The following is a 25,445-nucleotide window of genomic DNA, read 5'->3' as shown; positions in this document are numbered from 1 at the left end:
GGGCCATTGAAGGGGCGGCTTCAGAAGGAAGGGGGGTGTGCCAGGAACGGGTGCTTTCCCATTCCGTTGCGATGAAGGGGCGAGCCCCACGGCGGCGCACGGCAAGGAGGCCACGCTCCGGGGGCCGGCACGCTGCGCGCATGCCTGCCGTTTCGATTCGGACCCTGACGACAGCGCCCGCCACCGCGGTCGGATCGTTGGTGTGAATGCCGATGCTTACGCTTTGCGTGGCCTGACCTTGCCGGCCGCCAGCTTGGCACGCTCCCGCGCCACCTCGACATCGGCATCGAACGCCAGCGCCACGCCCATGCGCCGCTTCTCGAAACTCTCGGGCTTGCCAAACAGGCGCAGGTCGGTGTTCGGCACGCGCAGGGCCTCATCCACGCCGTCGAAGGCGATGCCTTGCGCATCCATGCCGCCGTAGATGACGGCGCTGGCGCCCGGGCTGCGCAGGGCGGTGTTGACGGGCAGGCCCAGGATGGCGCGCGCGTGCAGCTCGAACTCGCTCTGCACCTGCGTGGCCAGGGTGACCAGGCCCGTGTCGTGTGGGCGGGGGCTCACCTCGCTGAACCACACGGCATCGCCCTTCACGAACAGTTCCACCCCGAAGAGCCCCTGGCCGCCGAGGTCGTCGGTCACGGCCTTGGCGATCTCACGGGCGCGCTCCAGGGCCGCGGGGCGCATGGGCTGGGGCTGCCAGCTTTCCACGTAGTCGCCGCTGACCTGGATGTGGCCGATGGGTTCGCAAAAGTGCGTCTCGGGCTGGCCGCCTTCGCCGAGCGCGCGCACGGTGAGCAGGGTGATCTCGTAGTCGAAGTCGATGAAGCCTTCGACGATGACGCGGCCATGGCTCACGCGGCCGCCGGCCATGGCGTAGTCCCAGGCCTTTTGCACGTCGGCCGGGCCGTCGATCTTGCTCTGGCCTTTGCCGGAGCTGCTCATCACGGGCTTGACGATGCAGGGGTAGCCGATGCCGCCGTCAATGGCCGCCTGCAGCTCTTCCAGCGAATTGCAGAATTGGTAGGGGCTGGTGGGCAGGCCCAGCGTTTCGGCGGCCAGGCGGCGGATGCCTTCGCGGTCCATGGTCAGGCGCGCGGCGCGCGCGGTGGGAATCACGCGCACGGTGCCGGCGGCCTCCAGCTCTTCGAGCATGGGCGTGGCGATGGCCTCGATCTCGGGCACCACGAGGTGGGGCCGCTCGGCCTCGATGAGCGCCTTGAGCTGGGCCGGATCGCTCATGGTGATGGTGCGCGCGTGGTGGGCCACCTGCTGGCCGGGCGCGTTCTCGTAGCGGTCCACGGCAATGGTCTCCACGCCCAGGCGCTGCAGGGCGATGAGGACTTCCTTGCCCAGCTCGCCCGAGCCGAGCAGCATGACTTTGGTGGCCGAGGGCGAAAGAGGGGTGCCGAGAGTGGTCATAGCAGGTGAAGGGATGGAATGGAGAAGAAGGGTCGGGAAAAAACGGGGGCGCGGTCCCGGAGGACGGCGAACAATAATAGACGCCCATGGCGCATCTCCCCCTTCTCCAGATCGATCACCTGCACAAGCGCTACGGCGATGCCACGGTGGTCGACGATGTCTCGTTCTCCATCGCGCCCGGCGAATGCCTGGGCGTCATCGGCCCCAACGGCGCCGGCAAGACCACCACCATCCGCATGTGCCTGGGCCTGACCGCGCCCGACGGCGGCAGCGTGCACTTCCACCCGGAAGGGGCCGGCACGCCGCTGGCCATGCCCCAGGACGCGCTGGCCATCAAGGCGCAGCTGGGCGTGGTGACGCAGTTCGACACACTGGACCCGGACTTCACCTGCGCGGAGAACCTGCGCATCTTCGGCCGCTACTTCGGGCTCAAGGGCGCGGTGATGCAGGAGCGCGTGCCGCGCCTGCTGGAGTTCGCGGCACTCACGCACAAGGCCGGCGCCAAGCCGGGCGAGCTGTCGGGCGGGATGAAGCGGCGCCTGTCGCTGGCCCGCGCCCTGGTGAACGACCCGCGCCTGCTGCTGCTGGACGAGCCCACCACCGGCCTGGACCCGCAGGCCCGCCACCTGATGTGGGAGCGCCTGCAATTACTGGTGCAGCAGGGCAAGTCGATCCTGCTGACCACGCATTTCATGGACGAGGCCGAGCGCCTGTGTTCGCGCCTGCTGGTGCTGGACCACGGCCGCAAGATCGCCGAAGGCCGCCCGCGCGAGCTGATCGCCGAGCACCTGGAGCCCGACGTGGTGGAACTGTTCGGCGTGGGCGCGGTGGCGCTGGCCGAAGACGCCGCCCTGCGCCCGCTCGCCGCCCGCGTGGAAGTGAGCGGCGAGACGGTGTTTTTCTACACGCACGACGCCCGGCCGCTGCTGGCCGCCCTCAGCACGCACGGGCACCTGCGCACGCTGCACCGGCCGGCCAACCTGGAAGACCTGTTCCTGAAACTCACCGGCCGGCAGATCCGCGAAGACGGCTGAACCGGCCGCCTGGTAGAAAACCGGGCCCGTGCGGCTTTCGAAAAAATATTTTGCGCGGCCCTGCATCCAAACGGCGTTCCCATGGGTAGTACCTGCAGCAGCGGAGATTGCTGCTGCTTTTTTCAACCCAACCGAAGACAAGGGAAACGCCATGACCATCCAGCCAACGCTCTCTCGCCTCATCCCCCTGACCGGCGCCATCGCCGCCGCGGCCCTGCTCGCGGCCTGCGGCTCCATGTCGGCATCGGGCCCGAAGTTCTCGCAGGACAGCCTGCCTGAGTCGATCAAGGTGCCGGCCGGCAACAAGGTGGCCTGGGAAACCGTGGGCGTGGGCGACATCACCTACGAATGCCGCGACAAGGCCAACATGCCCGGCCAGACCGAATGGGTGTTCGTGGGACCGAAGGCCGTGCTGAACGACCGCAGCGGCAAGCAGGTGGGCACGTATTACGGCCCGCCCGCCACCTGGGAGGCGCAGGACGGCTCCAAGGTCACCGCCACGCAGCTGGCCGTGGCGCCGGCCGGCACCGGCAACCTGCCCTACCAGCTCGTGAAGGCCAACCCGGCCATGGGCTCGGGCGCGCTGACGGGCGTGACCTTCATCCAGCGCGTGGCGCTCAAGGGCGGCGTCGCCCCGGCCGCGGCCTGCACCGCCACCAACAAGGGCGACCGCCAGACCGTGAAGTACCAGGCCGACTACATCTTCTGGAAGGCCGCCTGACGGCCAAGGGCGGGTCTTTCAGGGTCGAAAGCCTTTGGAGCACGGCCATGTCGGCTACCATGCGGCCCACGTTCCGGGCGGCCGATCGACGCCAGCGCCCGGCCTTCGACCGCTGGAGCCACCGCCCCTTGCCTTCCACGCCTGCCGCTGACGACGACTTCGACTACGAAGCCACCCTGGCCCGCTGCGCGGCGGGCGACCGGCAGGCCATGCGCCGCCTGTACGAGCACGAGGGGCCGCGCCTGCTGGGCGTGGCCTGGCGCATCGTGCGGCAGCGGGCGCTGGCCGAGGACATCGTGCACGACGCCTGCGTGAACATCTGGACGCGCGCCGGCAGCTTCGATGCCAGCCGGGGCAGCGCCCGCGGCTGGATCTACAGCGTGGTGCGCAACCTGGCCCTGAACGCCGTGCGCGATGCGGGCCGCCATCTCGACGTGGACGACGACACCGTGCAGGCCCTCGCGGCCGAGCAGTCGGTGCAGGCCCACCGCGAGATCGCGGAAGCCTTCGAACTCAACGCCAGCCTGGGCCGCCTGCAGCACTGCCTGGAGGGCCTGGACCCGGCGCGGCGAAACTGCGTGCTGCACGCCTATGTGGATGGCTGCTCGCACGGCGAGATCGCCGAACGCCTGGGCGCGCCGCTGGGCACCGTGAAGGCGTGGATACGGCGCAGCCTGACCTCGCTGCGGGAGTGCATGGCATGACCGCACCGACCCCCCATTCCGGCATGCCCGAAGACCTGGACCTGCTGGCCGGCGAGTACGTGCTGGGCACCTTGTCCGCCGCCGCCCGCGCCCGCGTGGCGCAGCGCCTGGCATCGGACCCGGCCCTGCAGCGCGCCGTGGCCGACTGGGAAGCCCGGCTGCTGCCGCTGACCGGGCTGGCCGAGCCGATCGCGCCGCCGGCGCAGCTGTGGACGCGCATCGATGCCTCGCTGCAGGCCGCCGACGGCGCACAGGCCAGCGCACCCGCCGCCCATTCCCATTCCCATTTCCATTCCCATTCACCGGCCGCGTCGCCTGCACCCCGGCCGGCGCCGGCCCCACCTTCCCGAAACTGGTGGAACCACCTGGGCCTGTGGCGCGGGCTGGCGGGCTCGGGCTTTGCCATGGCGGCCGTGCTGGCCGCGGTGCTGGTCACCCGCGTGGCGCCGCAGGCCGTGCCCCCGCAGTTCATGGTGGTGCTGGTGGCGCCGCAGGACAAGGCGCCCGGCTGGGTCGTGCAGGCGAGTTCGCCCAGCGCGCTCCAGCTCATTCCGCTGGGCGTGGCCGAAGTGCCCGCGGGCCGCGCGCTGGAGTTCTGGACCAAGGCCGACAGCTGGAGCGGGCCGGTCTCGCTGGGACTGGTCCAGCCCGGCCAGTCATTGCAACTGGCACTGGAGAAGCTGCCGCCGCTGCAGCCCAACCAGTTGTTCGAGTTGACGCTGGAGCCCCCGAGCGGCTCGCCCATCGGCAAGCCCACCGGCCCGATCCAGTACATCGGCCGGGCGGTGAAGGTGCTGTGAGCCCGGCCGCGGCCCGTCGCTCGGCCGCCGCACAATAGCGCCATGTCCACCGCCCCCCACCCCAGCCACGCCACGCCGGCCCGACCGGCCACCCCATCGATCTGGCGCGCGCCCGAACTGTCCGCCCGCTGGTGGCCCGTCTTCCTGCGCAACCTGCTGGTGTGGCGCAAGCTGGCCATCCCCAGCCTGGTGGGCAACATCGCCGAGCCGCTGATGTGGCTGGTCGCCTTCGGGTACGGCATGGGCGCGCTGGTGGGCCAGGTGAACGTGGGGGGCACGCAGGTGCCCTACATCCTGTTCCTGGCGAGCGGCTCCATCTGCATGAGCGCCATGAACGCGGCCAGCTTCGAGGCGCTGTACTCGGCCTTCTCGCGCATGCACGTGCAAAAGACCTGGGACGGGATCATGAACGCGCCGGTCAGCCTGGACAACGTGGTGCTGGCCGAGATGCTGTGGGCCGCCTTCAAGGCCGTGTTCACCGTCACCGCCATCCTGGGCGTGATGCTGGCACTGAAGATCAGCCACAGCCCCAAGCTGCTCGTGGCCTGGCCCGTGCTGCTGTTCGTGGGGGTGATGTTCTCCAGCATCGCGCTGATCTTCAACGCGCTGGCCAAGGGCTACGACTTCTTCACCTATTACTTCACCCTGGTGCTCACGCCGATGATGTTCCTGTCGGGCGTGTTCTTCCCGCGCGAGCAGCTGCCCGCCGTGGTGCGCCATGTGTCCGACTGGCTGCCGCTGGCCAACGCGGTGGAACTGGTGCGCCCGCTGTTCATGGACCAGTGGCCCGCCCACCCGCTGCGCCACGGCCTGGTGCTGGTGGTCACCACGGTGGTGGCGTTCTGGACGGCGCTGGCGCTCACGCGCAAGCGGTTCCAGGCCTGATCGAAAACGCCTTCAGGCCCCACCAGCAGCGTAGCTGCGCGATCCGCCTCAGGCCGCTGCGCGCAGCAGGTCCACGGCCTTTTCCGCGACCATGATGGTCGGCGCGTTGGTGTTGCCGCTCACGATGCGCGGCATGACCGACGCATCGACCACGCGCAGGCCGTCCAGGCCGTGCACGCGCAGGTCCGCGCCCACCACGTCCATCGCGCCGGGCCCCATGCGGCAACTGCCCACCGGGTGGTACACCGTGTCGGCATGCTGGCGGATGAACTGGCCGATGGCCTCGTCGGTCTGCGCTGCGGCCGAGGCCGGCATTTCGCGCGCGCCGTGCGTGGCCAGCGCCGGCTGCGCCAGCCACTCGCGCATGCGGCGCACGTCGCGCACCATGCGCTGCAGATCGTCCGGATCGGCAAAGAAGGCCGGGTCCACCAGCGGCAGGGCGTGCGGGTCGGGGCCGGCCAGCGTGACCCGGCCGCGGCTCAGGGGCTGCAGCAGGCACACGTGGCACGAGTAGCCGTGGCCCAGCACCGTGCGGCGGCCGTGGTCGACGAGCTTGCCGATCACGAAGTGCAGCTGCAGGTCGGGCGCGGCCTCCTCGGGTCGGCTCCGGATGAAGCCGCCGGCTTCGGCGAAATTGGTCACCAGCATGCCGCGCCGGTGCGACCGCCATTCGCGCACCCCGCGCAGCATCTGCCACGCGGCGGTGGGCGAGAGGCCGAACAGGTCCGTCAGGCGCGGCGCGTCCATCACCTGCACCACGTCGGGGTGGTCGTGCAGATGCTCGCCCACGCCGGGCAGGTCGTGCACCACGGCGACGCCGTGGCGCTGCAGCGCCGCGCCCGGCCCCACGCCCGACAGCATCAGCAACTGCGGCGACAGCAGCGCGCCCGCGCTCAGCAGCACCTCGCGCGCAGCGCGCACCGTGTGCGACTGCCCGCCCTGGCGGTACTCCACGCCCACCGCGCGCCGGCCCTCGAACAGGATGCGCGTGGCGCGCGCGTGCGTCACCACCTGCAGGTTGGGCCGGCCGCGGTGCGGGGCGAGGTAGGCCTTGGCGGCGCTGAAGCGCTCGCCCGCGCGGTGGGTGACCTGGTACCAGCCCACGCCCTCCTGCGTGGCGCCGTTGAAGTCGGGATTGCGCGCATGGCCGGCCTGCACGCCGGCCTCGATGAAATCGCGCGCGATGCGGTGGGGCGCCGGCAGGTCCATCACGTTCAGCGGGCCGCCCGTGCCGTGAAAGGCGTCGGCGCCGCGCTCGTTGTGCTCGGCGCGGCGAAAGTACGGTAGCACGTCGCTCCAGGCCCAGCCCGGGTTGCCCTCGGCGGCCCAGTGGTCGTAGTCGGCCGGCTGGCCGCGCAGGTAGATCATGGCGTTGAGCGAGCTGGAGCCGCCCAGCACCTTGCCGCGCGGCTGGTAGCCACGGCGCCCGTTCAGGCCGGGCTGCGGCGTGGTGTGCTGCCCCCAGCCGAAGGCGCCGGTGCGCGCCATCAGGGCGATGCCGGCCGGGCAGTGGATGAGGGCGCTGGTGTCGGGCGGGCCGGCCTCCAGCAGGCACACGCGCACGGCGGGGTCTTCGGTCAGGCGCCCCGCCAGCACGCAGCCGGCCGAGCCACCGCCGATCACGATGTAGTCGAACATGTCCGTTGTCTCCTCTGTGCCAGTGGCCGCGGCCGCTGGGGTGTCGTACCGGCCGCGCCGTCCGCGATTGCCGATACGATCACGCCGATCCGCGCAACCCCTGTTTTTTTGATTTGGCTATTTGGCCGGAAAGACTTTATATGACGATCACGACCGTCGGCATCATCGGCGCAGGCACCATGGGCAACGGCATCGCGCAGGCCTGTGCCGTGTCGGGCATCCACGCGGTGATGGTGGACATCTCGGAGGCCGCCGTGCAAAAGGGCCTGGCCACCGTGGCCGGCAGCCTGGACCGGCTCATCAAGAAGGAAAAGATCACCGCCGCCGACAAGGACGCGGCCCTCTCGCGCATCCGCACCTCGACGAACTACGACGACCTCAAGGCCGCGCAGATCGTGATCGAGGCGGCCACCGAGAACCACGAGCTCAAGGTGAAGATACTGAAGCAGGTGGACGCCATCGTGCCGCCGGAGGTCATCATCGCCTCCAACACCTCGTCGATCTCCATCACGCAGCTGGCCGCCGCCACGTCGCGGCCCGACCGCTTCATCGGCATGCATTTCTTCAACCCGGTGCCGATGATGGCGCTGGTGGAGATCATCCGCGGCCTGCAGACCAGCGACGCCACGCACGACACGGTGAAGGCCCTGTCCGAGTCGCTGGGCAAGAGCCCCATCACCGTGAAGAACGCGCCCGGCTTCGTGGTCAACCGCATCCTGGTGCCGATGATCAACGAGGCGTTCTTCGTGCTGGCCGAGGGCCTGGCCACGCCCGAGGACATCGATGCAGGCATGAAGCTCGGCTGCAACCAGCCCATCGGCCCGCTGGCGCTGGCGGACATGATCGGCCTGGACGTGTGCCTGGCGGTGATGAACGTGTACCTGACCGAGTTCGGCGACAGCAAATACCGCCCCTGCCCCCTGCTCAAGGAAATGGTGGCCGCCGGCCGCCTGGGCCGCAAGACCGGGCACGGCGTGTACGCGTACTGAGCTTGCCCTGGGGCCTGGGCAGCCTCAGCCCCTCCGATGGGTGAGGCCAGTTTTGCTATATTTTTAATAGCGCAATGCCCTAGTATTCATTGCGGTGGAGGCCGTTTTTATGCATGCCCTCGGCAGCAGGGCACACACGTTCAGCTGCCTTCCACCGCCCCGCGATACACCCATTCGGCGATGCCGCCTGCACGCCGCTCGTCAAGCCCCCAGCGCCGATGGGGTGATGCCCAATTCAATTGCTCCCAATTGAATTGGGCATCACAATCCAACCCATGCCCCGCCCCGACGCCCTCGCCCACCCGGTCTCCACGCCCAGCCCCGCCCTGCTGCAGCTGGACAACCAGGTCTGCTTCGCGCTGTATTCCGCGTCGCTGGCGATGACCAAGCTCTACAAGCCGCTGCTGGAGTCCATCGGCCTCACCTACCCGCAGTACCTGGTGATGCTGTCGCTGTGGGAGCGCGACGGCATCACCGTCTCCGAACTGGGCGAGCGCCTGTTCCTCGACTCCGGCACGCTCACCCCGCTGCTCAAGCGCCTGGAGGCCTCGGGCCTCGTGACGCGGCTGCGCGATGCGCAGGACGAGCGCCGCGTGCGCACCACGCTCACCCCCGCCGGCCGGGCCCTGCGCGACCGCGCCGAAGCCATTCCCACCTGCGTGCTGGAAAGCAGCCAGTGCACCCTGCCCGAACTCACCGCGCTGACCCGGCAGCTGCAGCAGCTGCGCAGCCGGATCGGCTCCGGCTAGCAGCCCCGTCCTCACCGCTTTTGTCGCTCTCGCTTTCGTTGTCTTTTTTGTCCCTCAACCGCCCGCACCGCGGGCATTCACTGCAAAGGAATCACCATGCCATCGCTCGACCAAGTCCTCTACACCGCCCGCGCCCACACCACCGGCGGCCGCGACGGCGCCTCGCGCACCGATGACGGACGCCTGGACGTGACGCTCTCCGCCCCCGGCACCAGCGGCACGGGCACGAACCCCGAGCAGCTCTTCGCCGCCGGCTATTCCGCCTGCTTCATCGGCGCCTTGAAGGCCGTGGGCGGCCAGCTGAAGATCGCCGTGCCACAGGACGTGTCCGTGGACGCCGAAGTCGACCTGGGCAAGATCCCCAACGCCTACGGCATCGCCGCCCGCCTGAAGGTCAGCCTGCCCGGCCTGGACCGCGCCCAGGCGCAGCAACTGGTGGACGCCGCCCACCAGGTCTGCCCCTACTCCAACGCCACGCGCGGCAATATCGACGTGACGATCACGCTGGCCTGATCGGCATCGGCCTCGAAGCCCCCCGGCCGTGTTTGAACGCGGCCGGGGGGCTTTTTTCGTGGTGCCGCAGACCGTGGCGCGCAGGGCGCTTCGCTGCGCTGCCCATGCGTTCGCGGCCCGCACCGTGCCGGCAAGCAGCCTGCGCGACCCTCCTGCATTCGCCAAGCCACAGGAATGCGAATGGTCTTACCCGTCAACTCCGGCACCCGCAGGGCCCCTGACCGCCGCCCGGACGAGGCGACCGCTGCGGCGAGGGCCGCCCCCGCTCCGACGCGCTCGAACCCCTCGCCGGACCTCCCGCTCGCGGCGCTGCACCTGTCCCGGGGGGCCGCGCCCATCCGGCCCCGCTCCGTGGGCATGACAGCATCGTCGATCGGTCACCGGGCCGGCACGGCCGCCGCCCTGTCGCCCGTGCAGTCCGAGGCCATCGCCCGGCTGCAGGATCTGCACCGGCGTTTCACGGATCTGGTGAACGGCAACTGGGGCACGGAGGAACTGGACAAGGTCTTCGACCAAGCCATGCTGCCCACGTTGGTGGCGGCCGAAAGCGCGCGCCACCCGTCTCTGCCGCTGTCCCTGCTGGAGAGCCCTGCGGCGGTGCGGGCATGGTTCGCGGCGCCCCGGCCCGATGGCGAACGCGCCCGTGCGGTCCTGACGCTGCCCACCCCCGGCGAAGACCACGTCGTGGCGGCCGATCTCCAGCGCCACGCGGATGCCGTATCCATCGTGATCGCCGACCCGCTCCGGTTCAATCAGGAAAACCAGGCCCGCTACACCAGCGAGGTGCTGCCGGCGCTGGCTCGGCTGCTGCCCGAAGGCGGCACGGTGGCGCTGTTCATGCTGGACATCCAGACGTCCGACTCAGGCTGCCGCATCTTTGCGCTCTCGGCGGCGTCCAAGTTCGCGCAGGCTGGGGAGCGCCTGAACGCACTTCACCGGCAGGCCCTGGAATCGCCCGGCCAGCCACCCCGCACGGCGCTGGGCCGCACCGCACAGCCGCTGGCGCAAGACGGCGCGGTGCAGGTGCTGGAGGGCAGGCACTTCCTGCCCGCCGAGTTTTTCAAGCACGCCCAAAAGCAAAGCAGCCTCGACGGCTGGAAACAGGCACAGGCCCCCGGTCAGGCCGACGCCGCGGTGAACCGCCGGGGTGAAAGCCTGCCGGACCGCCACCACGCCCATCGGCAGGAGCGCTACAAAATGCCCTTTCTGCTGCAGGCCGCGATGGCGCCGGACAGCGACGACGACGGGGCCGAACCCGTCAGCCCCCGGACCATGTCCGACATGCTGGAAGTGAGCGACTCCATCGAACGCAAGCGCATCGCCTTCATCGGCCGCGCCATCGCGTACCTGCACACGGCCTCGCCAGCGGAGAGCCAGGCACTGCTCGACCGAATGGTGGCCCACGACGTCGGCGAGCCGGACGACATCGCCGCGCTGGACCTGGGCCAACGCCTGTGGGGCCCCGATCCCCGCACGCTGCCGCCCGAATAATGGCTTTGGCGCCCCTCGGGCGTCGCCCCCTGGCCGGTTCTTCTGATTGGATGGTCTTTCATGTGCCACGCCGGGAATTTCATTGCCTCGATTGCTACACAAAAGATAGCAAAAAGAATTCCGCGACCGGGACGGGGGAGACCGGTGAAGCGGGTATCCGGCCGGGATTGCACCTTTTTTGCGCTTCCCGCGCACTCACCCCCGCCAATGGCACCATTCGGGGCCATCATCGCAGGCGGCCCGCCCTCGCCGGCCGATGCCTTCCCGGCCCCTTGACCCCAGCCTCGCGCACCCGCCGCGTCCGCCATGAAGATCGCCCTGCTCGCCGACATCCACGCCAATCGCCATGCCCTCGATGCCTGCCTGGCGCATGCCCGCGCCCAGGGCGCCGAGCAGTTCGCGCTGCTGGGCGACCTGGTGGGCTACGGCGGCGACCCCGTGGCCGTGGTCGAACAGGCGATGGCCCTGGCGGCCCAGGGCGCGCCGTGCGTGCTGGGCAACCACGACGTCGCGGCGCTGGAGCCGCCCGCAACGCCCACCCAGATGGGCGACCAGAGCGCGCAGTGGACGCATGCGCAGCTGTCGCCCCGGCACCGCGCCTTTCTGGCCACCTTGCCGCTCACGCGTCGCCTGGGCGCGAACACGCTGCTGGTGCACGCCAGCGCCGACCAGCCCAGCCACTGGCACTACGTGCAGGACGCGGGCGCGGCCGAGCGCAGCATGGCCGCGGCCAGCCAGCTCGACCCCGCCATCCGCTACGTGTTCTGCGGCCACGTGCACGAGCAGGCGCTGTATTTCCTCACCCCCACCGCCAAGCTGATGCGCTTTGCGCCGCAGCCCGGCGTGCCCGTGCCGGTGCCGCCGCACCGCCAGTGGCTGGGCGTCGCGGGCTCCGTGGGCCAGCCGCGCGACCGCGACGTGCGCGCCATGTATGCGCTGTTCGACGACCACGCCGCGACGGTCGCCTTCCACCGCGTACCCTACGACCATGCCGCGGCCGCAGCCGCCGTGCGCGCCGCCGGCCTGCCCGCGTTCTTTGCCGACCGGCTGGAGCTGGGGCGGTGAGCCACGCCATCGCCCGGCCCGCCCGGAGCCCCGCATGAAGCTGCTCGCGCCCGGCACCGAAGTGGACGGCTTCGTCGTGCACGAATGCCTGCACGCGGGCGGCATGGCGCACGTGTACCGCGTGGGCCATGCGGGCGCGGCGCGCGGCGCGGGCTTTGCGCTGGCGATGAAGATCCCGCGCATGACGGCGGGCGACGGCGCCGAGACCATCGTCGGCTTCGAGGTGGAACTGCAGATCCTGCCCACGCTGAGCGGCAGCCACGTGCCGCGCTTCGTCGCCGCGGGCGACCTGGCGCGGCTGCCCTACCTGGTGATGGAATACATCGCAGGCCACACGCTGCAGCACTGGCTGGACCTGCCGCAGCCGCCGGACGCCGCCACCGTGGCCCGCCTGGGCGCGGCCATGGCGCACGCCGCGCACAGCCTGCACCAGCAGAACGTGTGCCACCTCGACCTCAAGCCCGCCAACGTGCTGCTGCGCGCGGACGGCAGCGCGGTGCTGCTGGATTTCGGCCTCTCGTGCCACGCCCACTATCCCGACCTGCTGGCCGAGGAGATGCGCGAGGCCGTGGGCTCGCCCGCCTGGATCGCGCCCGAGCAGGTGGTGGGCGTGCGCGGCGACCTGCGCAGCGACCTCTTCGCCATCGGCGTGATGCTGTACGAACTGGCCACGGGCGAACTGCCCTTCGGCGCGCCCACCACGCGCGGCGGCCTGCGCCAGCGGCTGTGGATGACGCCCGCGCCGCCTCGGCGCCACCGGCCGCAGGTGCCCGAGTGGCTGCAGGAGATCATCCTGCGCTGCCTGGAGCCCGAGGCGGCGCAGCGCTACCCGTCGGCCGCGCACCTGGCCTTCGACCTCACGCACCCCGGGCAGGTGCCGGTCACCGAGCGCGGCCGGCGCCTGCGCGGGCCGGGCGTGCGGGCGCACCTGCGCCGCTGGCTCAAGGCGGCGGGCATGCACTACCAGCCCAGCCCGCTGCCGGCGCGCCAGATCGAGGCGGCGCCCATCCTCATGGTGGCCGTGCCGGGCGAGGACGCGAGCGATGCCACGCTGTACTCGCTGCGCCAGGCGGCGGCGCGCTCGCTGGGCATCCGCCCCGGGGCGCGGCTGGCCTGCGTGACGGTGATCTCGCCCTCGGCCAGCAGCGCATCGGACAGCGAGCGCAGCGAAACCACGCTGCACCGCCGCCACCTGGTGCGGCTGCGTCAATGGTCCGCCGGACTGGACCTGGCCGGCCACAGCGCCAGTCACCAGGTGATCGAGGCGAGCGACGTGGCCCAGGCCCTGGTGCGCTACGCCCAGGGCAACCGCGTGGGCGTGATGATCCTGGGCGCGGCCACGCACGGCGTGCCGCTGCAGCGCTTCATCGACACCATTCCGATCCGCGTGGCGCGCGATGCGCCGTGCACCGTCATCCTGGTCAAGCAGCAGTTGCCCTTCACCGAACTGGCCGGGGGCGACAATGCCCCCCATGGATAACCTGCCCGGCACCGAGCCCACCTCTTCTTCCTCGCATCCCTACGCGCCCCTCACCCCCGACCTCGTGCTGGACGCGCTCGCCAGCGTGGACCTGTACGGCGACGGCCGCCTCATGGCCCTGGGCTCGTACGAAAACCGCGTATACCAGGTGTCGCTGGAAGACGGCAGCCGCGTCGTGGCCAAGTTCTACCGGCCGGGCCGCTGGAGCGATGCGCAGATCCTGGAAGAGCACGCGTTCGCCGCCGAACTCGCCCAGGCCGAGGTGCCCATGGTCGCGCCGCTGGTGCTGCAGGGCCGCACGCTGCACCAGCACGCGGGCTTCGCGTTCTCGGTCAGCCCCTGGCGCGGCGGGCGCACGCCCGAGCTGGACGACTTCGAGGTGCTGGAGTGGATCGGCCGCTTCCTCGCCCGCATCCACACCGTGGGCGAGGCCCGGCCCTTCGCGCTGCGCCCGGCGCTGGACGCGGCCACCTTCGCGCAGGAGCCGCACGACTGGCTGCTGGCCCAGGAGATCATCCCGCTGGACCAGCAGTCGGCCTGGCGCAGCGCCTGCGAAGATGCTATTAAATTAATAGCACAAAGTGCATGGAATACCCCGGCAGGCGGCACGTTTGCCTTGAAGGATGCGCGCCCGCTGCGCCTGCACGGCGACTGCCACCCCGGCAACGTGCTGTGGACGCCCACCGACCGGCCCGGCGGCGGCCCGCACTTCGTGGACCTGGACGATGCGCGCACCGGCCCGGCCGTGCAGGACCTGTGGATGCTGCTGTCCGGCGACCGCCGCCAGCGCACCGTGCAGCTGTCCGCGCTGCTGGACGGCTACGAGCAGTTCCGCCCCTTCGACCGGCGCGAGCTGGCCCTGATCGAGCCGCTGCGCACGCTGCGGCTGATCCACTACAGCGCCTGGCTGGCGCGCCGCTGGAACGACCCGATCTTTCCGATCAACTTCCCCTGGTTCGGCAGCAGCGACTACTGGCGCGGGCAGGTGGACATGCTGCGCGAGCAGATGGAGGCGATGCAGGAAGCGCCGCTGTCGGCCTGACAGCGGCGAGCACAAGATGCTCGATGGCCTTAGCGGCCCTGCGGAAAGCGCATGGACGGATGATCCGCTGCCAAGCCCGTGCGGTTCTGCAGGTCGTCGATGGCTTCCTCGTGTCTCTGGATGACGGGCTCCACTTGCCTTCCCAATCGTTCGGACTGTGCGGTCAACAATCGCACGGCACCCACCGGGTCATCGCCCAGGTCGATGCGTTGAGAGTTCTGGCGATTCAGCGTTTGCTGCAGCGCCGTCAAATCTCCCGCCGCTGACTGCACCCGCGTGCGCAAGGATTCGAGTTCCCTGCGCACGGGCGAACCAAGCAACTCATTGGTGTCGGGGCCCAGCAGTCCATTGATTCTCCGTTCGCGGGAGCGCAGCCCGGACAGCGCCGCATCGACGCCGAACGCAGCCGATGCCGATTCTTCGGCCTGCACACCGGCATTGGTACTTGCCGTGGCTTGATCCTGATGGCGGCGAACGGAAGCGTTCCCGCTGGAGCCGCCGATGCAATTGCCCATGAAGCTGTCCTCAAAATTTTGAACGGGCCATATTCCCTGAAAGCGCTGGGCAACGGCGAGGCAAGGCGAAGACCGGAGCATTCAAACGAAGCCGCGGCTGCAAATGCGGCCATGTCTGCGCGCGACACAAGGGGCCCCGGCGCACTCGAATCGCCACCGATGCGTCGACGCCACGAATACATACCGCGGATTTTTCGATGAATGTTAACAATTGTCACATTCCAACCGATAGCGAAATTAAAAGGTAGTTTCGGCACCTCGCCGCGTCCCACCGGCGATCCGTATTCCATTGCCTTTGCCGTTTGCTGGTGCCCCATGCGTATCGCTGCCCTTGACGACGACCCGATCCTGATGGAGCTGATCCAGGCCTCTGTCGAACATGCGGGGCACCTGTTCCACCCCTTCACCGAGGGCACCAGCCTGCTCAGGGCGCTGCGGACCGAGACCTTCGATCTGCTGATCGTGGACTGGCACCTGCCCGACATGAGCGGCATGGAAGTGGTGCGCACCCTGCGCGCCGGCCTGGCGCCGCAGATGCCCATCCTGTTCGTGACGCGCCGCAATGCCGAGCAGGACGTGGTCGAGGCGCTCAACTGCGGCGCCGACGACTTCATGCCCAAGCCGATCCGCATGGGCGAACTCATGGCCCGCACCGCGGCGCTGCTGCGCCGGGCGTATCCGTCCACGGTGGCACGCACGCTCGATTTCGGCCGCTACCGCTTCGAGCCCAAGACGCGCACGCTGTGGATGGACGGCACGGCCGTGGACCTGAAGAACAAGGAATACGACCTGGCGCTGTTCATGTTCCAGAACGCGGGCCGCCTGCTGTCGCGCGAGCACATGCGCCAGAGCGTCTGGAGCGAGGTGCAGGACGTGCCCTCGCGCTCGCTGGACACGCATGTCTCGCGGCTGCGCAACAAGCTGGCCCTGTCGCCGGAGAACGGCTATGTCGTCAATGCGGTGTATGGCATGGGCTACCGCCTGGACGTGGTCGATGTCACGCAGTCCGCCTGACCCTGCGCGCCAGCGCCGACGCCTCTCTCAGCCCCCTGATCCGCCATTCATCAAAAAAGGGCGGTCCCGCATTCGGGACCGCCCTTCTTCCTTGGGGGCGAGCCCCCCATGGCAGGTCAACGCCGGCGCGGGCCGTGGGACTGGCGCAGCGCCAGTCCGCCCAGCAGGCACGACAGCAGGATCAACGCCCATTGCGACAGCGTCGGCACGCTGGTGATCGCATCGGGCGGGGGCTGCACGGTCGTGGTCTTGCTCGACGTGTTGTTGGTGGGGTCGGTGTCGCCCGGCGCGTCCAGCGTGGCCGTGTTCACCAGCGGTCCGTTGCCGGTGTAGGGCTGCGCCAGGCGCGTCTTGGCGCGCAGGGTGCGGCTGGCGCCCGCCAGCAGCTCGCCCACCGAGCAGGTCACCGAGGTGCCCGTGGCCACGCAGTCGGGCGAGGAGACGAACGTCAGCCCCGCGGGCAGCGGGTCCACCACCTGGGCGCCGTTGCTGGTCAGGTTGCCGTTGTTGCGCACGGTGAAGGTGTAGTCCACGTCCGAGCCCGGGGCGATCGGGCCATCCGGGCCAGCCTTCAGGATCGACAGGTCGGTGGCGATCGGGTCGCGCTTGGTGGAGGTCTGGTCGTAGGTGGTGTTGTTGACCTGCGTGTTCTGCCCGCCCTGCAGGAACTCCGTTTCGCTCACCGACACCACGGCCCTGTGGAAGATCGTGCCCGAGGCGGCACCGGCCGGCAGGCTCATCGCCTTCATCTTGAACGTGATGGTGGCCACCTCGTCCTTGGCCAGGCCCGGGAAGGTGCACGACACGCTGCCCGAGGTCGCGCCGATGGCGGGCACCGTGCAGACGCCGCCCCGGTCCACCGTCAGGCCGCCCGTGAAGCCGAACGTGGCCGAAGAGGCGCCGTTCGTGGGGTGGGTGATCGGGAACGTGTCCGTCATCACCACGTTCGTGCCGAACGACGGGCCCGAGTTCTTCACCGTGATGGTGTAGGTCGTCTCGGCGCCCAGGGCGATGGCGTCGGCGCTGTGCGCCATCGACACCAGGATGTCCAGTTCGGGCTGGGTCAGCGTGATCTCGGCCGCGGCCTGGTTGTTGGTCAGCACGGGCTCGTCCGTCGCGGTGCCGATCTCGACGGTGTTGGAGAGCTTCACGCCCGGGGCCCAGGCGCCCGCCGCACGCATTCGGTAGGTCACCTCGTACTGGCCGCCGTTGGCGAGGAACGCGCTGTTGCCCGTGGTGCCCCAGCGGCAGTTCAGCGTGCCGCCGTTGCCGGCGGGCACCGCATCGCACACGCCGCTGTTGGAGGCGACGGGCGTGCCGATCAGCACCGCGTTGGCGGGCAGCACGTCCCTCAGCCACACGTTCTCGGCCGACGACGGACCGTTGTTCCTGGCGCGCACCACGTACGTGATGGGCTCGCCCGAGATGGCGGTCGGCGTGGGCGAGACGGTCTTGGAGGCCACCAGGTCCACCCGGGCCGTGACCTGGCTCGTCACCGATGCGGTGTTGTTGCCCAGGACCGGGTCCACCACTTCGGGCGAATAGGCCGTGGCGGTGTTGGTGCGGTTCGCGGTGGTGGCCACCGTGGGCCGGATCGCCACGGTCACCGTCGCGCTGGCGCCGCTGTTGAGCGTGCCGAGCGAGCACAGCAGCGTGGCGGTGTTGACGTTGGACGCGCCCGAGGGCGTGCAGGTGCCGGCGGTGGTGTTCACCGACACCAGGCCCGGGGCCGATGCGCTGGTCACCAGGCTGGGCAGCACGTCGCGCAGGCTCACGTTGGTGGCGGCGCTGGTGCCGTTGTTGGTCACCACCATCGTGTAAGTCAGCACGTCGCCGGCAGGCACCGTGGGTTTGTCCACGGATTTGACGATGCTCAGGTCCGCCTGCACCTCGTTGCCGGGGGTCTGGTCGGATGCGCCGACGCCCACGCCCTGGCAGTTGATGCCGTGCGCGGGGTCGGTGTACCACGGGTCCTCGCGGGTGCCGCCCGTCTCGGGGCTGAACTTCACGCAGGCGTTGTTGGTGGCCGAGCCCGCGGTCGTGCGCACTGCGTTGACCACGATGTCGGGGGCATTCGCATTCACGGCCAGTCCGGCCGTGCGCTCGCAGGTGAAGGTGCCCGGGCCCACCAGCGGCAGTGCCGAGCAGGTCCAGCCCGCGCCGGAGGCCGCGTTCAGGCCGGTCAGGGTCACGCCGGCGGGCACCGAGTCGGTGACGACGATGCTCGGGGCGGCCGGCACGGTGGCGGCGGCCGCCGCGATGGCGAGCGGGCCGCGGTTGCGCGCCGTCAGGCGGTACTGGTAGCTTTGGCCGATGGCCACGGCCACGCCCTGGCCGTTCACGTAGTTGGACGCGGTCTTCGTGATCTGCAGGTCGGCCACGTTGGTCGCCGTGATGAAGACGCTGGCCGGCGCGTTGTTGGTCGTGTCGGGATCGGTGCGGCCCGGCGCGTCGATCGTGACGGTGTTGGGCAGCGTGCCCGTCTGCTGCACCGAAGCCACCACCGTGATCACCGGCAGGTTGCTGAAGTTGGCGCCCGCATAGCCGCCGGGCAGGTCGCAGGTGATCACCTGGCCCGCCGGGGTGCAGGTCCATCCCGTGCCCGTGGCCGAGACGTAGGACAGGCCCGCACCCAGCGTGTCGACCACCTGCACGGGCACGCCGGTGAGCAAGGTGCCGCCGTTCAGCCGGGGCGTGACCGTGTAGGTCACCTGGTCGTTGAGCCCATAAGTCGTGGCACCGTTCACGGCCTTGGTGACGGAAACATCCGAGGCCGTGCCGGCCACGTTGACTTCGGCCGTGCCGGTGTTGTTGGCGGTCTGCCCGTCGGGCATTTCCGTGGACGCATCCTTGTAGCCCTTGACCGAGAACGACGTCGTGATGGAGCCGGTCACATTGGGGGCGGCGTCCACCTCCAGCGACGGCACCGTGCCGCCATTGGCCAGCGCACCGGCATGCGAGCAGGTGACCACCGTGGCGGGCGTCGGCGCGCCGGGGGACACGAGCGGCGAGGCATTCGAGGCCGTGGGCGTGCAGGTCCATCCGTTGCTGCCGCCCACGCGGGTGAACGAGGCGCCCGTGGGCACGCTGAACATGACCTCCACGCGCCCTGCGGCGGGAATGCCGATGGGTCCCTGGTTGCTCACGTCCACCACATAGCGGTAGGGCTGGCCGGGCGAGAGCGGGTTGCCGGGAGGCGCCGTGGGGTTGGTGGTGACGGCCAGGGCCAGGTCGGCGGCCTCGGTCGTGGTGATGCGGCGGTCCAGCGCGTCGTTGCTGGGGTCCGAATCGGTCTCGTTGCGCGTCACGCGGGCGTTGTTGATCCAGTTGGTCGAGACCGTCGGAAGCACCACCTCGAAGTCCACCACCTTCGTGGAATTGACCGCCATGGAGCCCAGGTCGCACTGCACCGTCTGGTTGGCGACCGTGATGGCCGTGCCAGGGGCGATGGCCGGCGTGCAGGGCATGCCCGCCGGGGTCGTCGTGACCGACTGGAACACCGCGCCCACGGGCAGTTTGTCGGTGAGGACCACGCCGGTGGCCGCGCTGCCGGTGTTGTGCCGCACCGTCACCACGTAATGGAAGGTGCCGCCCGCCGGGCCCGAGGCCGATGCGGGCACCGCGTCCTGGTTGACCAGGATGTCGGTGGTCTGGGCCAGCACGGCCCCGGGTGCCAGCAGGCACCCGGCCAGCAGCAGGCCGTATCCCCGCCCGCCGGGCAGGCCTTGACGGGTGGCGGGTCTGCGCGCGGGCGCAGACGCGAAAGCAGCAGGCCACAACAGGCCCGCAGCCCGCCGTGCAAAGGAAAGAACCATACCGATCTCCAGATTGTTGTAGTGAGCAGGTCCGGGAACGCCGCGACGCCACTGGGGCCCTGGCGAGGGCCGCAATGGGGTCGGAGGGCAAGGAAGGACCGGCGCGCGGTGCCTTGCCGGCGTGGCCGGGAGTGCCGCGAATCTAGGGGGTGGGCTCTTCGGTTTTCAGAATTCAACAATTGTTGACATTCGGCTGTGCATCTGTGCGTTCGGCACCACATGCAGCGCCCGCCGCAACGAGCGACCGAATGGGCCTGCGGCTTTCCCGCGCGGCCCATCGCGGACACTGGCCGGCATGCTGTCCGCCTTCGTTGCCGCGTTCCCCTTTGCCGGCGCACCCACCCTTCGTCCCCCCCGTCCTCAACCGCTCCGGTCCGTTGCGCGGTGGCGGCTTCGCCCCCTGCTGTGGCTCGGGCTGGCCTGGCTGGCCGCGCTCGCCGGGCCTGCCCGCAGCGAGCCGGCAGGCGTGGAGGTGTTCCACTGGTGGGTGACGGGCGGCGAACGGGCCAGCATGGACGCGATCCGTGACTTCACGCGCCAGCGCGGCCTGGCCTGGAAGGAAGACTTCTCGCCCGGCAGCGGCACCGCGCGCTACACCGACGTGCTGGCGGCCCGCGTGCGCGCGGGGCGGGTGCCCACCGCCGCGCAGATGATCGGCTACGAGATCCACGAATGGGCGCGGCGCGGCCTGCTGGAGAACCTGAACGACGTCGCCGCGCGAGAGGAATGGGACGAGGTCGTGCCCAACGAGATCCAGCAACTGTCCAAATGGCAGGGCCAGTGGGTGGCGGCCCCGTTCAACGCGCATTCCACCAACTGGCTCTGGGTCAACCAGTCCCTGGCCCGCCGGCTGGGAGCCGCCACGCCGCCCGACACCTGGGACGACCTGATCGCCCTGCTCGACCAGGCCCGCGCCGCCGGCATCCAGCCGCTGGCCATCGGCAAGGAAGCGTGGGAACACACGCTGCTGTTCGAATCGGTCGCGGCCGGCACCGGCGGCGCGGCGTTCTACCGGCGCGCCTTTCTCGACCTGGATCCGACCGCGCTCGACGCCCCGGTCACCACCGTGATCTTCGAGCGCATGCGGCAACTGGCGCGGTACCTGGACGCGGGATTCATGCGCCGCCGCTGGGACCAGGCCACCGACCTCGTCGCCGGCGGGCAGGCCCTGCTGCAGGTGCAGGGCAGCTGGGTGGATGGCGAATTCAAGGTGCGGGGCCTGCGGCCCGACCGCGACTACCAGTGCTGGCGCTTTCCCGACACCCAGGGCATGTACCTCTTCAACAGCGACCAGTTCGTCTTCTTCAAGCAGCCCGCACGCCAGCGCGCGGCGCAGGAGCGCTTCGCCTCCATCCTCATGGACCCGGACCTGCAGGTGGCCGTGAACGTGCGCACCGGCGCGGCGCCCGCGCGCGTGGACGTGCAGCAGGCCCCGTTCAACCGCTGCGGCCAGGGCGCCATCACGGACCTGCGCGGCGCCAACATGCGCCGCACCCTCATGGGCTCCATCGCCATGGGCAATGCCCATCCCTCCGCGGTGAAGGCCGCCGTGTACGACGTGGTCACCCGCCACCTGCAGGGGCGGCTGGACACGCCCGGCGCCGTGGCGGCGCTGCGCGCGGCCATCGCCCGCAAGCCCTGACCCCCACCCGCACGCCGCTTTTGCGCCCACCCTTCCACGGAGCGACCATGTCCTTGTCCCGGTATGTCCTGCGGTCCTTCTCCCACCTGCCGCTCACCGCGAAGATCGTCTTTCTCGTGGGCCTGATGGGTGTCATCTCCACGGCATCGATGCTCTACGCCACCAGCAAGATGCGCGGCATCGACCAGCAGTACAACGCGCTGATCGCGCGCGAGGCGCAGAGCGCGCTGCACATCGGCGATGCCGCCCTGCTGCTGAGCGAATCGAGCCGCCTCGTGTATGCCGCGCTGACCGAACAGGACGAGGCCACCATGCGCGCCGCCCTGACCCGCCTGGCCCAGTTGCAGGCCCAGTTCAACTAGCAGATCGACACCACCGAAGCCCTGGTGCCCGCCAATGCCGCGCAGCTGCAGGCCATCCGCCAGCGCGCCACGGCGGCCTTCGCGCTGGCCGCGCGCATCGTCGATGCCGCCTCGCGCTGGCGTGGCGACCGGGCACTGCAGATCATCCACGGCGAGTTCGAGCCCGCCCTGCGCGCGCTGCAGCAGAACATGAACCAGCAGCGCAACGACTCCGTCACGCAGTTCCAGGAATCGTCCGTGCGGCTCGGACAGGTCACGCGCGACACCATCCTGACCACCGCGCTGGCCGTGGGCATCGGCCTGGCCCTGGTGATCGCGCTGTCGTCCTGGGTGGCCGTCTTCCAGATCTCCCGCCCTATCCTGCGGCTCACGCGGCACATGGAACGGCTCACCGACCGCGAATACGACGACACCGTCACCGGCACCGAGCGGCGCGACGAAGTGGGCACCATGGCCAAGGCGCTGCAGGTGTTCAAGGAAAGCATGCAGCGCGCCGACCGCCTGGCCATCGAGGTGGCCGCGAGCGCCGAGGCGCGCCGCCTGTCCGAGCAGCTCGTGGACCTGACCGGCGCCATCCCGGGCGCCGTGTTCCAGATGCACGTGTGCCCCGATGGCTGGCAGCGCTTTCTCTTCGTGAGCGACAAGGCCGCCGAGCTGCAGGGCCGGCCCGCGCACGAACTGCTGCGCCTGGAAGGCCCCGTGGAGCAGACCTACGGCCTGCCGCCGTCCGGACAGGACGCGCTGCGCGAGCGCTTCGAGCACAGCCTGCGCACCTTGCAGCCGCTGGACTTCGACGTCGAGGTGGCGCACGGCGACCGCACGCGGTGGCTCAAGACCCTGGCCACCGCGCGGCGCCTGCCCGATGGCGCCGTGCTGTTCAACGGCGTGTGGCTGGACGTCACCGAGCAAAAGAACCAGGCCCGCGCGCTGGCCCAGGCCGCCGAAGAGAAAGCCACCTTCCTGGCCGTGATGAGCCATGAGATCCGCACCCCGTTGAATGCCATCCTGGGCCTGGCCCAGCTCGCGCTCAAGGACGAGGCCCTGGCGCCGGCGCAGCGCGAGCGCATGGACCAGATGTACCGCGCCGGCCGCCGGCTACTGGGCATCGTCAACGACACGCTCGACTTCTCCAAGATCGACGGCGGCCACCTCGTGCTGGAAACCGTGCCGTTCGAGCTGCCCACCCTGCTGGCCGACCTGTCGGAGCTGTTCGACGACAAGGCCAAGGCCAAGGGCCTGCGCTTTCACGTGGCAGTGGCCGAGGGCGTGCCCCCCTACCTGCTGGGCGACCCGCACCGCATCGGGCAGGTGCTGGTCAACTTCGTGAACAACGCCATCAAGTTCACCGAAGCGGGCGAAGTCGCCGTGACCGTCTCGGTGCACGCCCCCACGCCAGCCGACGACGGTCCGCATGCCGACGGAGCGGGCGCGCAAGACGACCTGGTGCTGCACTGCGCCGTGCGCGACACCGGCATCGGCCTCACCACCGAGCAGCAATCCCACCTCTTCCAGGCCTTCCACCAGGCCGACGCCACCATCACCCGCCGCTTCGGCGGCACGGGCCTGGGCTTGGCCATCTCGCGGCAACTGGCCCTGCTGATGGGGGGCGATGCCGGTGTGCACAGCGCGCCCGGCGCGGGCAGCACCTTCTGGTTCACCGCCCGCGTACAGCGCAGCGCCCGCCCGGCCCTGCCCGCCCCGGGCGAGCGCGGCGCCCGCGCCCCGAGCGCCCCCGCGGCGCTGGCCGGCCTGCGCGTGCTGCTGGTGGACGACAACGAACTCAACCGCCTCGTGGCCGCAGGCCTGCTGGAATCCGGCGGCCTGCACGTGGACACCGCCAGCGACGGCGCCGAAGCCCTGCGCCGCTTGAACGAAGCGCCCGATGGCACGCACTACGACGCCGTGCTGATGGACATGCAGATGCCCGTGATGGACGGCCTTACCGCCACCCGCGCGCTGCGCCAGGACCCGCGCTTCGCCCACCTGCCCGTCATTGCCATGACCGCCAACGCCGCGCGCCAGGACATCGAGCGCACCCGGGCGGCCGGCATGAACGATCACCTGGCCAAGCCGGTGCTGGAGGAGAGGCTGTGGGCCACCCTGTCGCGGTGGTTGGTGCCGGGGGGGCACGAGGTGCCTTCGGCGTCCGCGGCCCCGGCACCTGCAACGGCATTCACATCACCGAGTGCAGAGGCCGACGACCACCACGCTCCGCCAGCCCTCGTCAAAGGGGCTGCCGAAGCGGGTGCGGATGCTTTCTTCGATCAAAAGGCCTTGGAGGAACTGCGCAGTGTTTTCACCACTGACCGCTTCGACGCGCTGGTCACCCGATTCATTCTCGACTGCGAGCAGCGCATGGACCGCATCCATGACGCCCGCCGCGCCGAGGCCTGGGACCACCTGCGGCAGGAAGTCCATGAGTTGGGGGGCACCGTTGGGAGTTTTGGGTTGCAACGGTTGAGTGGGATTACCCGGGCGCTGGAGATGGCGGCGGATGCCAAGGATGGGATACAGGTGGATGCGCTTATTCGATGGTCCGAGGAAGCGATGGCTCTTGGGCTGCAGGAGTTGAAAATGGCCTTGAGTTGCGTGTGAGCCCCCATCGCACCGCCATTGACAACCCATAAGGGGTTAAGGGCTGGGCTGTGTGCGCTTGAACAACTCAATCGCTTTCTCCGTGATACCAACAAAGCAACGACTGACCGAAATGACGCACCACGGCCAATTCATTCTATTTTTACAATTTCACCTACGCCAATTTTCTTACCTTCCCACAAATTAAAAATCGTTCCTACCCTTGCATATAAAAGCACTTCATCCTGTGAGAGAAAAATTATAGGAACGGACTTGGCACAATCACCCGGCGATATTGAACCACCATACTCAGACATAAGCAGACGGCAGTCATAAGCATGATTAGCAAGCTCCGGAATATTTTCAAAAAAAACCGGACAACCAAAGTTAACAGCAGGTATTGGCTGAGACCGCCCCCCTTCAATATTGCTGAAAAGATTTATTTTTGCAAAAATACGTTTCATGGCAAAGGAGAGTAGTTAAGAACGCTTGGAAATAAACTGGGCAAATTTCCATTTGGAATTACAAAAGCCGGAATTCCACGATCAACAATAGCAGATATTCCAGGTTGATTAATAACACTTTGTGGCACTTTACTTTGCACTATTGTGTAGGCAGGATCTCCGAAACCTTTCACCGCTTGTTGCGCATAACTCGCCGCGGCCCGCATATCAGTTGTGAAGTATTTTCCCTCGAAACCCGGCAGATTTTTAAAAGCTCCATTTTTATGAATGCTATTTAATTCTTCAGGACCAACTGCTCTAAAAATATCTACTAGCTTATCTACACTATTTTTCGCGCAAAACCCACCTGACTCCACACCCTCTGCTACCGCTCTCGCAACTGGCGTCATTCGCGAAACTGTTGTCGGAATCTGCGCCACCAACGGGCTCATCGGAGATACCACTGCGCCGTTGACACCCGATGCCCCAGCAATGAATTCTGTGATAGCTGGGCCATACCGGTAGTAGGCACTTTGTACCCATGCCGCGG

At 69.1% G+C, this 25,445-nt stretch carries 22 protein-coding genes and 1 pseudogene; 17 read left to right on the top strand and 6 right to left on the bottom strand.

Annotated elements, in window-relative coordinates; genetic code table 11:
• Positions 1-216: 216 nt before the first annotated feature.
• A complete protein-coding gene (gene purT / locus AVKW3434_RS06555) occupies positions 217-1,419 on the bottom strand; it encodes a formate-dependent phosphoribosylglycinamide formyltransferase (RefSeq protein WP_284405220.1) in 1,203 nt (400 codons plus the stop codon).
• Positions 1,420-1,580: 161 nt separating this feature from the next.
• Here purT and AVKW3434_RS24270 point away from each other — a divergent pair.
• From AVKW3434_RS24270 to AVKW3434_RS06530, 6 genes and pseudogenes are all read left to right on the top strand, one after another.
• Positions 1,581-2,096: pseudogene (locus AVKW3434_RS24270) on the top strand (ATP-binding cassette domain-containing protein); the annotation flags it as partial.
• A 15-nt stretch (positions 2,097-2,111) separates the two neighbouring features.
• Positions 2,112-2,453 carry an ATP-binding cassette domain-containing protein gene (locus AVKW3434_RS24265; protein ID WP_498739044.1) on the top strand — a complete coding sequence of 114 codons (342 nt, stop codon included), beginning with the start codon at positions 2,112-2,114 and terminating at the stop codon, positions 2,451-2,453.
• Between the two features lie 151 nt (positions 2,454-2,604).
• The gene (locus tag AVKW3434_RS06545) at positions 2,605-3,174 is read left to right on the top strand and encodes a DUF3455 domain-containing protein (protein WP_272567102.1); all 570 of its coding nucleotides are present in this window, start codon (positions 2,605-2,607) and stop codon (positions 3,172-3,174) included.
• Positions 3,175-3,221: 47 nt separating this feature from the next.
• The gene (locus tag AVKW3434_RS06540; protein ID WP_284405218.1) at positions 3,222-3,878 is read left to right on the top strand and encodes a sigma-70 family RNA polymerase sigma factor; all 657 of its coding nucleotides are present in this window, start codon (positions 3,222-3,224) and stop codon (positions 3,876-3,878) included.
• A complete protein-coding gene (locus AVKW3434_RS06535; protein ID WP_284405217.1) occupies positions 3,875-4,678 on the top strand; it encodes an anti-sigma factor in 804 nt (267 codons plus the stop codon). The genes AVKW3434_RS06540 and AVKW3434_RS06535 overlap by 4 nt, the downstream gene beginning before the upstream one ends.
• A gap of 42 nt (positions 4,679-4,720) precedes the next feature.
• A complete protein-coding gene (locus AVKW3434_RS06530) occupies positions 4,721-5,563 on the top strand; it encodes an ABC transporter permease (RefSeq protein WP_284405216.1) in 843 nt (280 codons plus the stop codon).
• A 48-nt stretch (positions 5,564-5,611) separates the two neighbouring features.
• Here the strand turns inward: AVKW3434_RS06530 and AVKW3434_RS06525 are convergent, their stop codons facing one another.
• Positions 5,612-7,201 carry a GMC family oxidoreductase gene (locus AVKW3434_RS06525; RefSeq protein WP_284405215.1) on the bottom strand — a complete coding sequence of 530 codons (1,590 nt, stop codon included), beginning with the start codon at positions 7,199-7,201 and terminating at the stop codon, positions 5,612-5,614.
• 140 nt (positions 7,202-7,341) lie between these two features.
• Here AVKW3434_RS06525 and AVKW3434_RS06520 point away from each other — a divergent pair, with 140 nt between their 5' ends.
• The 7 genes from AVKW3434_RS06520 (at position 7,342) to AVKW3434_RS06490 (ending at position 14,530) form a co-directional block, all read left to right on the top strand.
• Positions 7,342-8,190: a 3-hydroxybutyryl-CoA dehydrogenase gene (locus AVKW3434_RS06520; protein WP_284405214.1), complete on the top strand. Its 849-nt coding sequence runs from the start codon at positions 7,342-7,344 to the stop codon at positions 8,188-8,190.
• A gap of 275 nt (positions 8,191-8,465) precedes the next feature.
• Positions 8,466-8,939 (top strand): MarR family winged helix-turn-helix transcriptional regulator, encoded by a 474-nt coding sequence (locus tag AVKW3434_RS06515; RefSeq protein WP_284405213.1) that lies wholly within the window; start codon positions 8,466-8,468, stop codon positions 8,937-8,939.
• Positions 8,940-9,035: 96 nt separating this feature from the next.
• A complete protein-coding gene (locus tag AVKW3434_RS06510) occupies positions 9,036-9,452 on the top strand; it encodes an organic hydroperoxide resistance protein (protein WP_272567092.1) in 417 nt (138 codons plus the stop codon).
• Between the two features lie 357 nt (positions 9,453-9,809).
• Positions 9,810-10,943 carry a YopJ family acetyltransferase gene (locus AVKW3434_RS06505; protein ID WP_284405212.1) on the top strand — a complete coding sequence of 378 codons (1,134 nt, stop codon included), beginning with the start codon at positions 9,810-9,812 and terminating at the stop codon, positions 10,941-10,943.
• Positions 10,944-11,249: 306 nt separating this feature from the next.
• Positions 11,250-12,008 carry a metallophosphoesterase family protein gene (locus tag AVKW3434_RS06500; protein WP_284405211.1) on the top strand — a complete coding sequence of 253 codons (759 nt, stop codon included), beginning with the start codon at positions 11,250-11,252 and terminating at the stop codon, positions 12,006-12,008.
• 34 nt (positions 12,009-12,042) lie between these two features.
• Complete coding sequence (locus AVKW3434_RS06495; protein WP_284405210.1) at positions 12,043-13,488, top strand: bifunctional serine/threonine-protein kinase/universal stress protein; 1,446 nt, start codon at positions 12,043-12,045, stop codon at positions 13,486-13,488.
• On the top strand, positions 13,481-14,530 hold the full coding sequence (locus tag AVKW3434_RS06490; protein ID WP_272567088.1) for a serine/threonine protein kinase: 1,050 nt from the start codon (positions 13,481-13,483) through the stop codon (positions 14,528-14,530). Before AVKW3434_RS06495 ends, AVKW3434_RS06490 begins: the two co-directional genes overlap by 8 nt.
• A 29-nt stretch (positions 14,531-14,559) precedes the next feature.
• Here AVKW3434_RS06490 and AVKW3434_RS06485 read toward each other — a convergent pair whose 3' ends face one another.
• The gene (locus AVKW3434_RS06485; protein WP_284405209.1) at positions 14,560-15,126 is read right to left on the bottom strand and encodes a hypothetical protein; all 567 of its coding nucleotides are present in this window, start codon (positions 15,124-15,126) and stop codon (positions 14,560-14,562) included.
• A 234-nt stretch (positions 15,127-15,360) separates the two neighbouring features.
• Here AVKW3434_RS06485 and AVKW3434_RS06480 point away from each other — a divergent pair, with 234 nt between their 5' ends.
• A complete protein-coding gene (locus AVKW3434_RS06480; RefSeq protein ID WP_284405208.1) occupies positions 15,361-16,059 on the top strand; it encodes a response regulator transcription factor in 699 nt (232 codons plus the stop codon).
• Positions 16,060-16,175: 116 nt separating this feature from the next.
• Here the strand turns inward: AVKW3434_RS06480 and AVKW3434_RS06475 are convergent, their stop codons facing one another.
• The gene (locus tag AVKW3434_RS06475) at positions 16,176-19,874 is read right to left on the bottom strand and encodes an IPTL-CTERM sorting domain-containing protein (RefSeq protein ID WP_284405207.1); all 3,699 of its coding nucleotides are present in this window, start codon (positions 19,872-19,874) and stop codon (positions 16,176-16,178) included.
• A 295-nt stretch (positions 19,875-20,169) separates the two neighbouring features.
• Here AVKW3434_RS06475 and AVKW3434_RS06470 point away from each other — a divergent pair, with 295 nt between their 5' ends.
• Genes AVKW3434_RS06470 through AVKW3434_RS06460 form a run of 3 tightly spaced genes read left to right on the top strand, consistent with a single transcriptional unit; the run spans position 20,170 to position 24,473 of the window.
• Positions 20,170-21,516, top strand: a complete 1,347-nt coding sequence (locus AVKW3434_RS06470; RefSeq protein WP_284405206.1) for an ABC transporter substrate-binding protein — start codon at positions 20,170-20,172, stop codon at positions 21,514-21,516.
• A 47-nt stretch (positions 21,517-21,563) separates the two neighbouring features.
• Entirely contained in the window at positions 21,564-21,878 is a 315-nt protein-coding gene (locus tag AVKW3434_RS06465; RefSeq protein WP_284405205.1) for a hypothetical protein, read from the top strand.
• Between the two features lie 24 nt (positions 21,879-21,902).
• Positions 21,903-24,473 (top strand): hybrid sensor histidine kinase/response regulator, encoded by a 2,571-nt coding sequence (locus AVKW3434_RS06460; protein ID WP_284405204.1) that lies wholly within the window; start codon positions 21,903-21,905, stop codon positions 24,471-24,473.
• A 131-nt stretch (positions 24,474-24,604) separates the two neighbouring features.
• Here the strand turns inward: AVKW3434_RS06460 and AVKW3434_RS06455 are convergent, their stop codons facing one another.
• Both AVKW3434_RS06455 and AVKW3434_RS06450 read right to left on the bottom strand, forming a co-directional pair.
• Positions 24,605-24,916 (bottom strand): hypothetical protein, encoded by a 312-nt coding sequence (locus AVKW3434_RS06455; protein WP_284405203.1) that lies wholly within the window; start codon positions 24,914-24,916, stop codon positions 24,605-24,607.
• Positions 24,913-25,445, bottom strand: a 533-nt coding sequence (locus AVKW3434_RS06450; protein ID WP_284405202.1) for a hypothetical protein, incomplete at its 5' end; no start/stop codon positions are given. The genes AVKW3434_RS06455 and AVKW3434_RS06450, both read right to left, overlap by 4 nt.

The sequence above is a fragment of the Acidovorax sp. SUPP3434 genome (assembly GCF_030159015.1).
GTDB lineage: Bacteria > Pseudomonadota > Gammaproteobacteria > Burkholderiales > Burkholderiaceae_C > Paracidovorax.
This window is presented reverse-complemented; position numbering and strand designations above follow the sequence as displayed.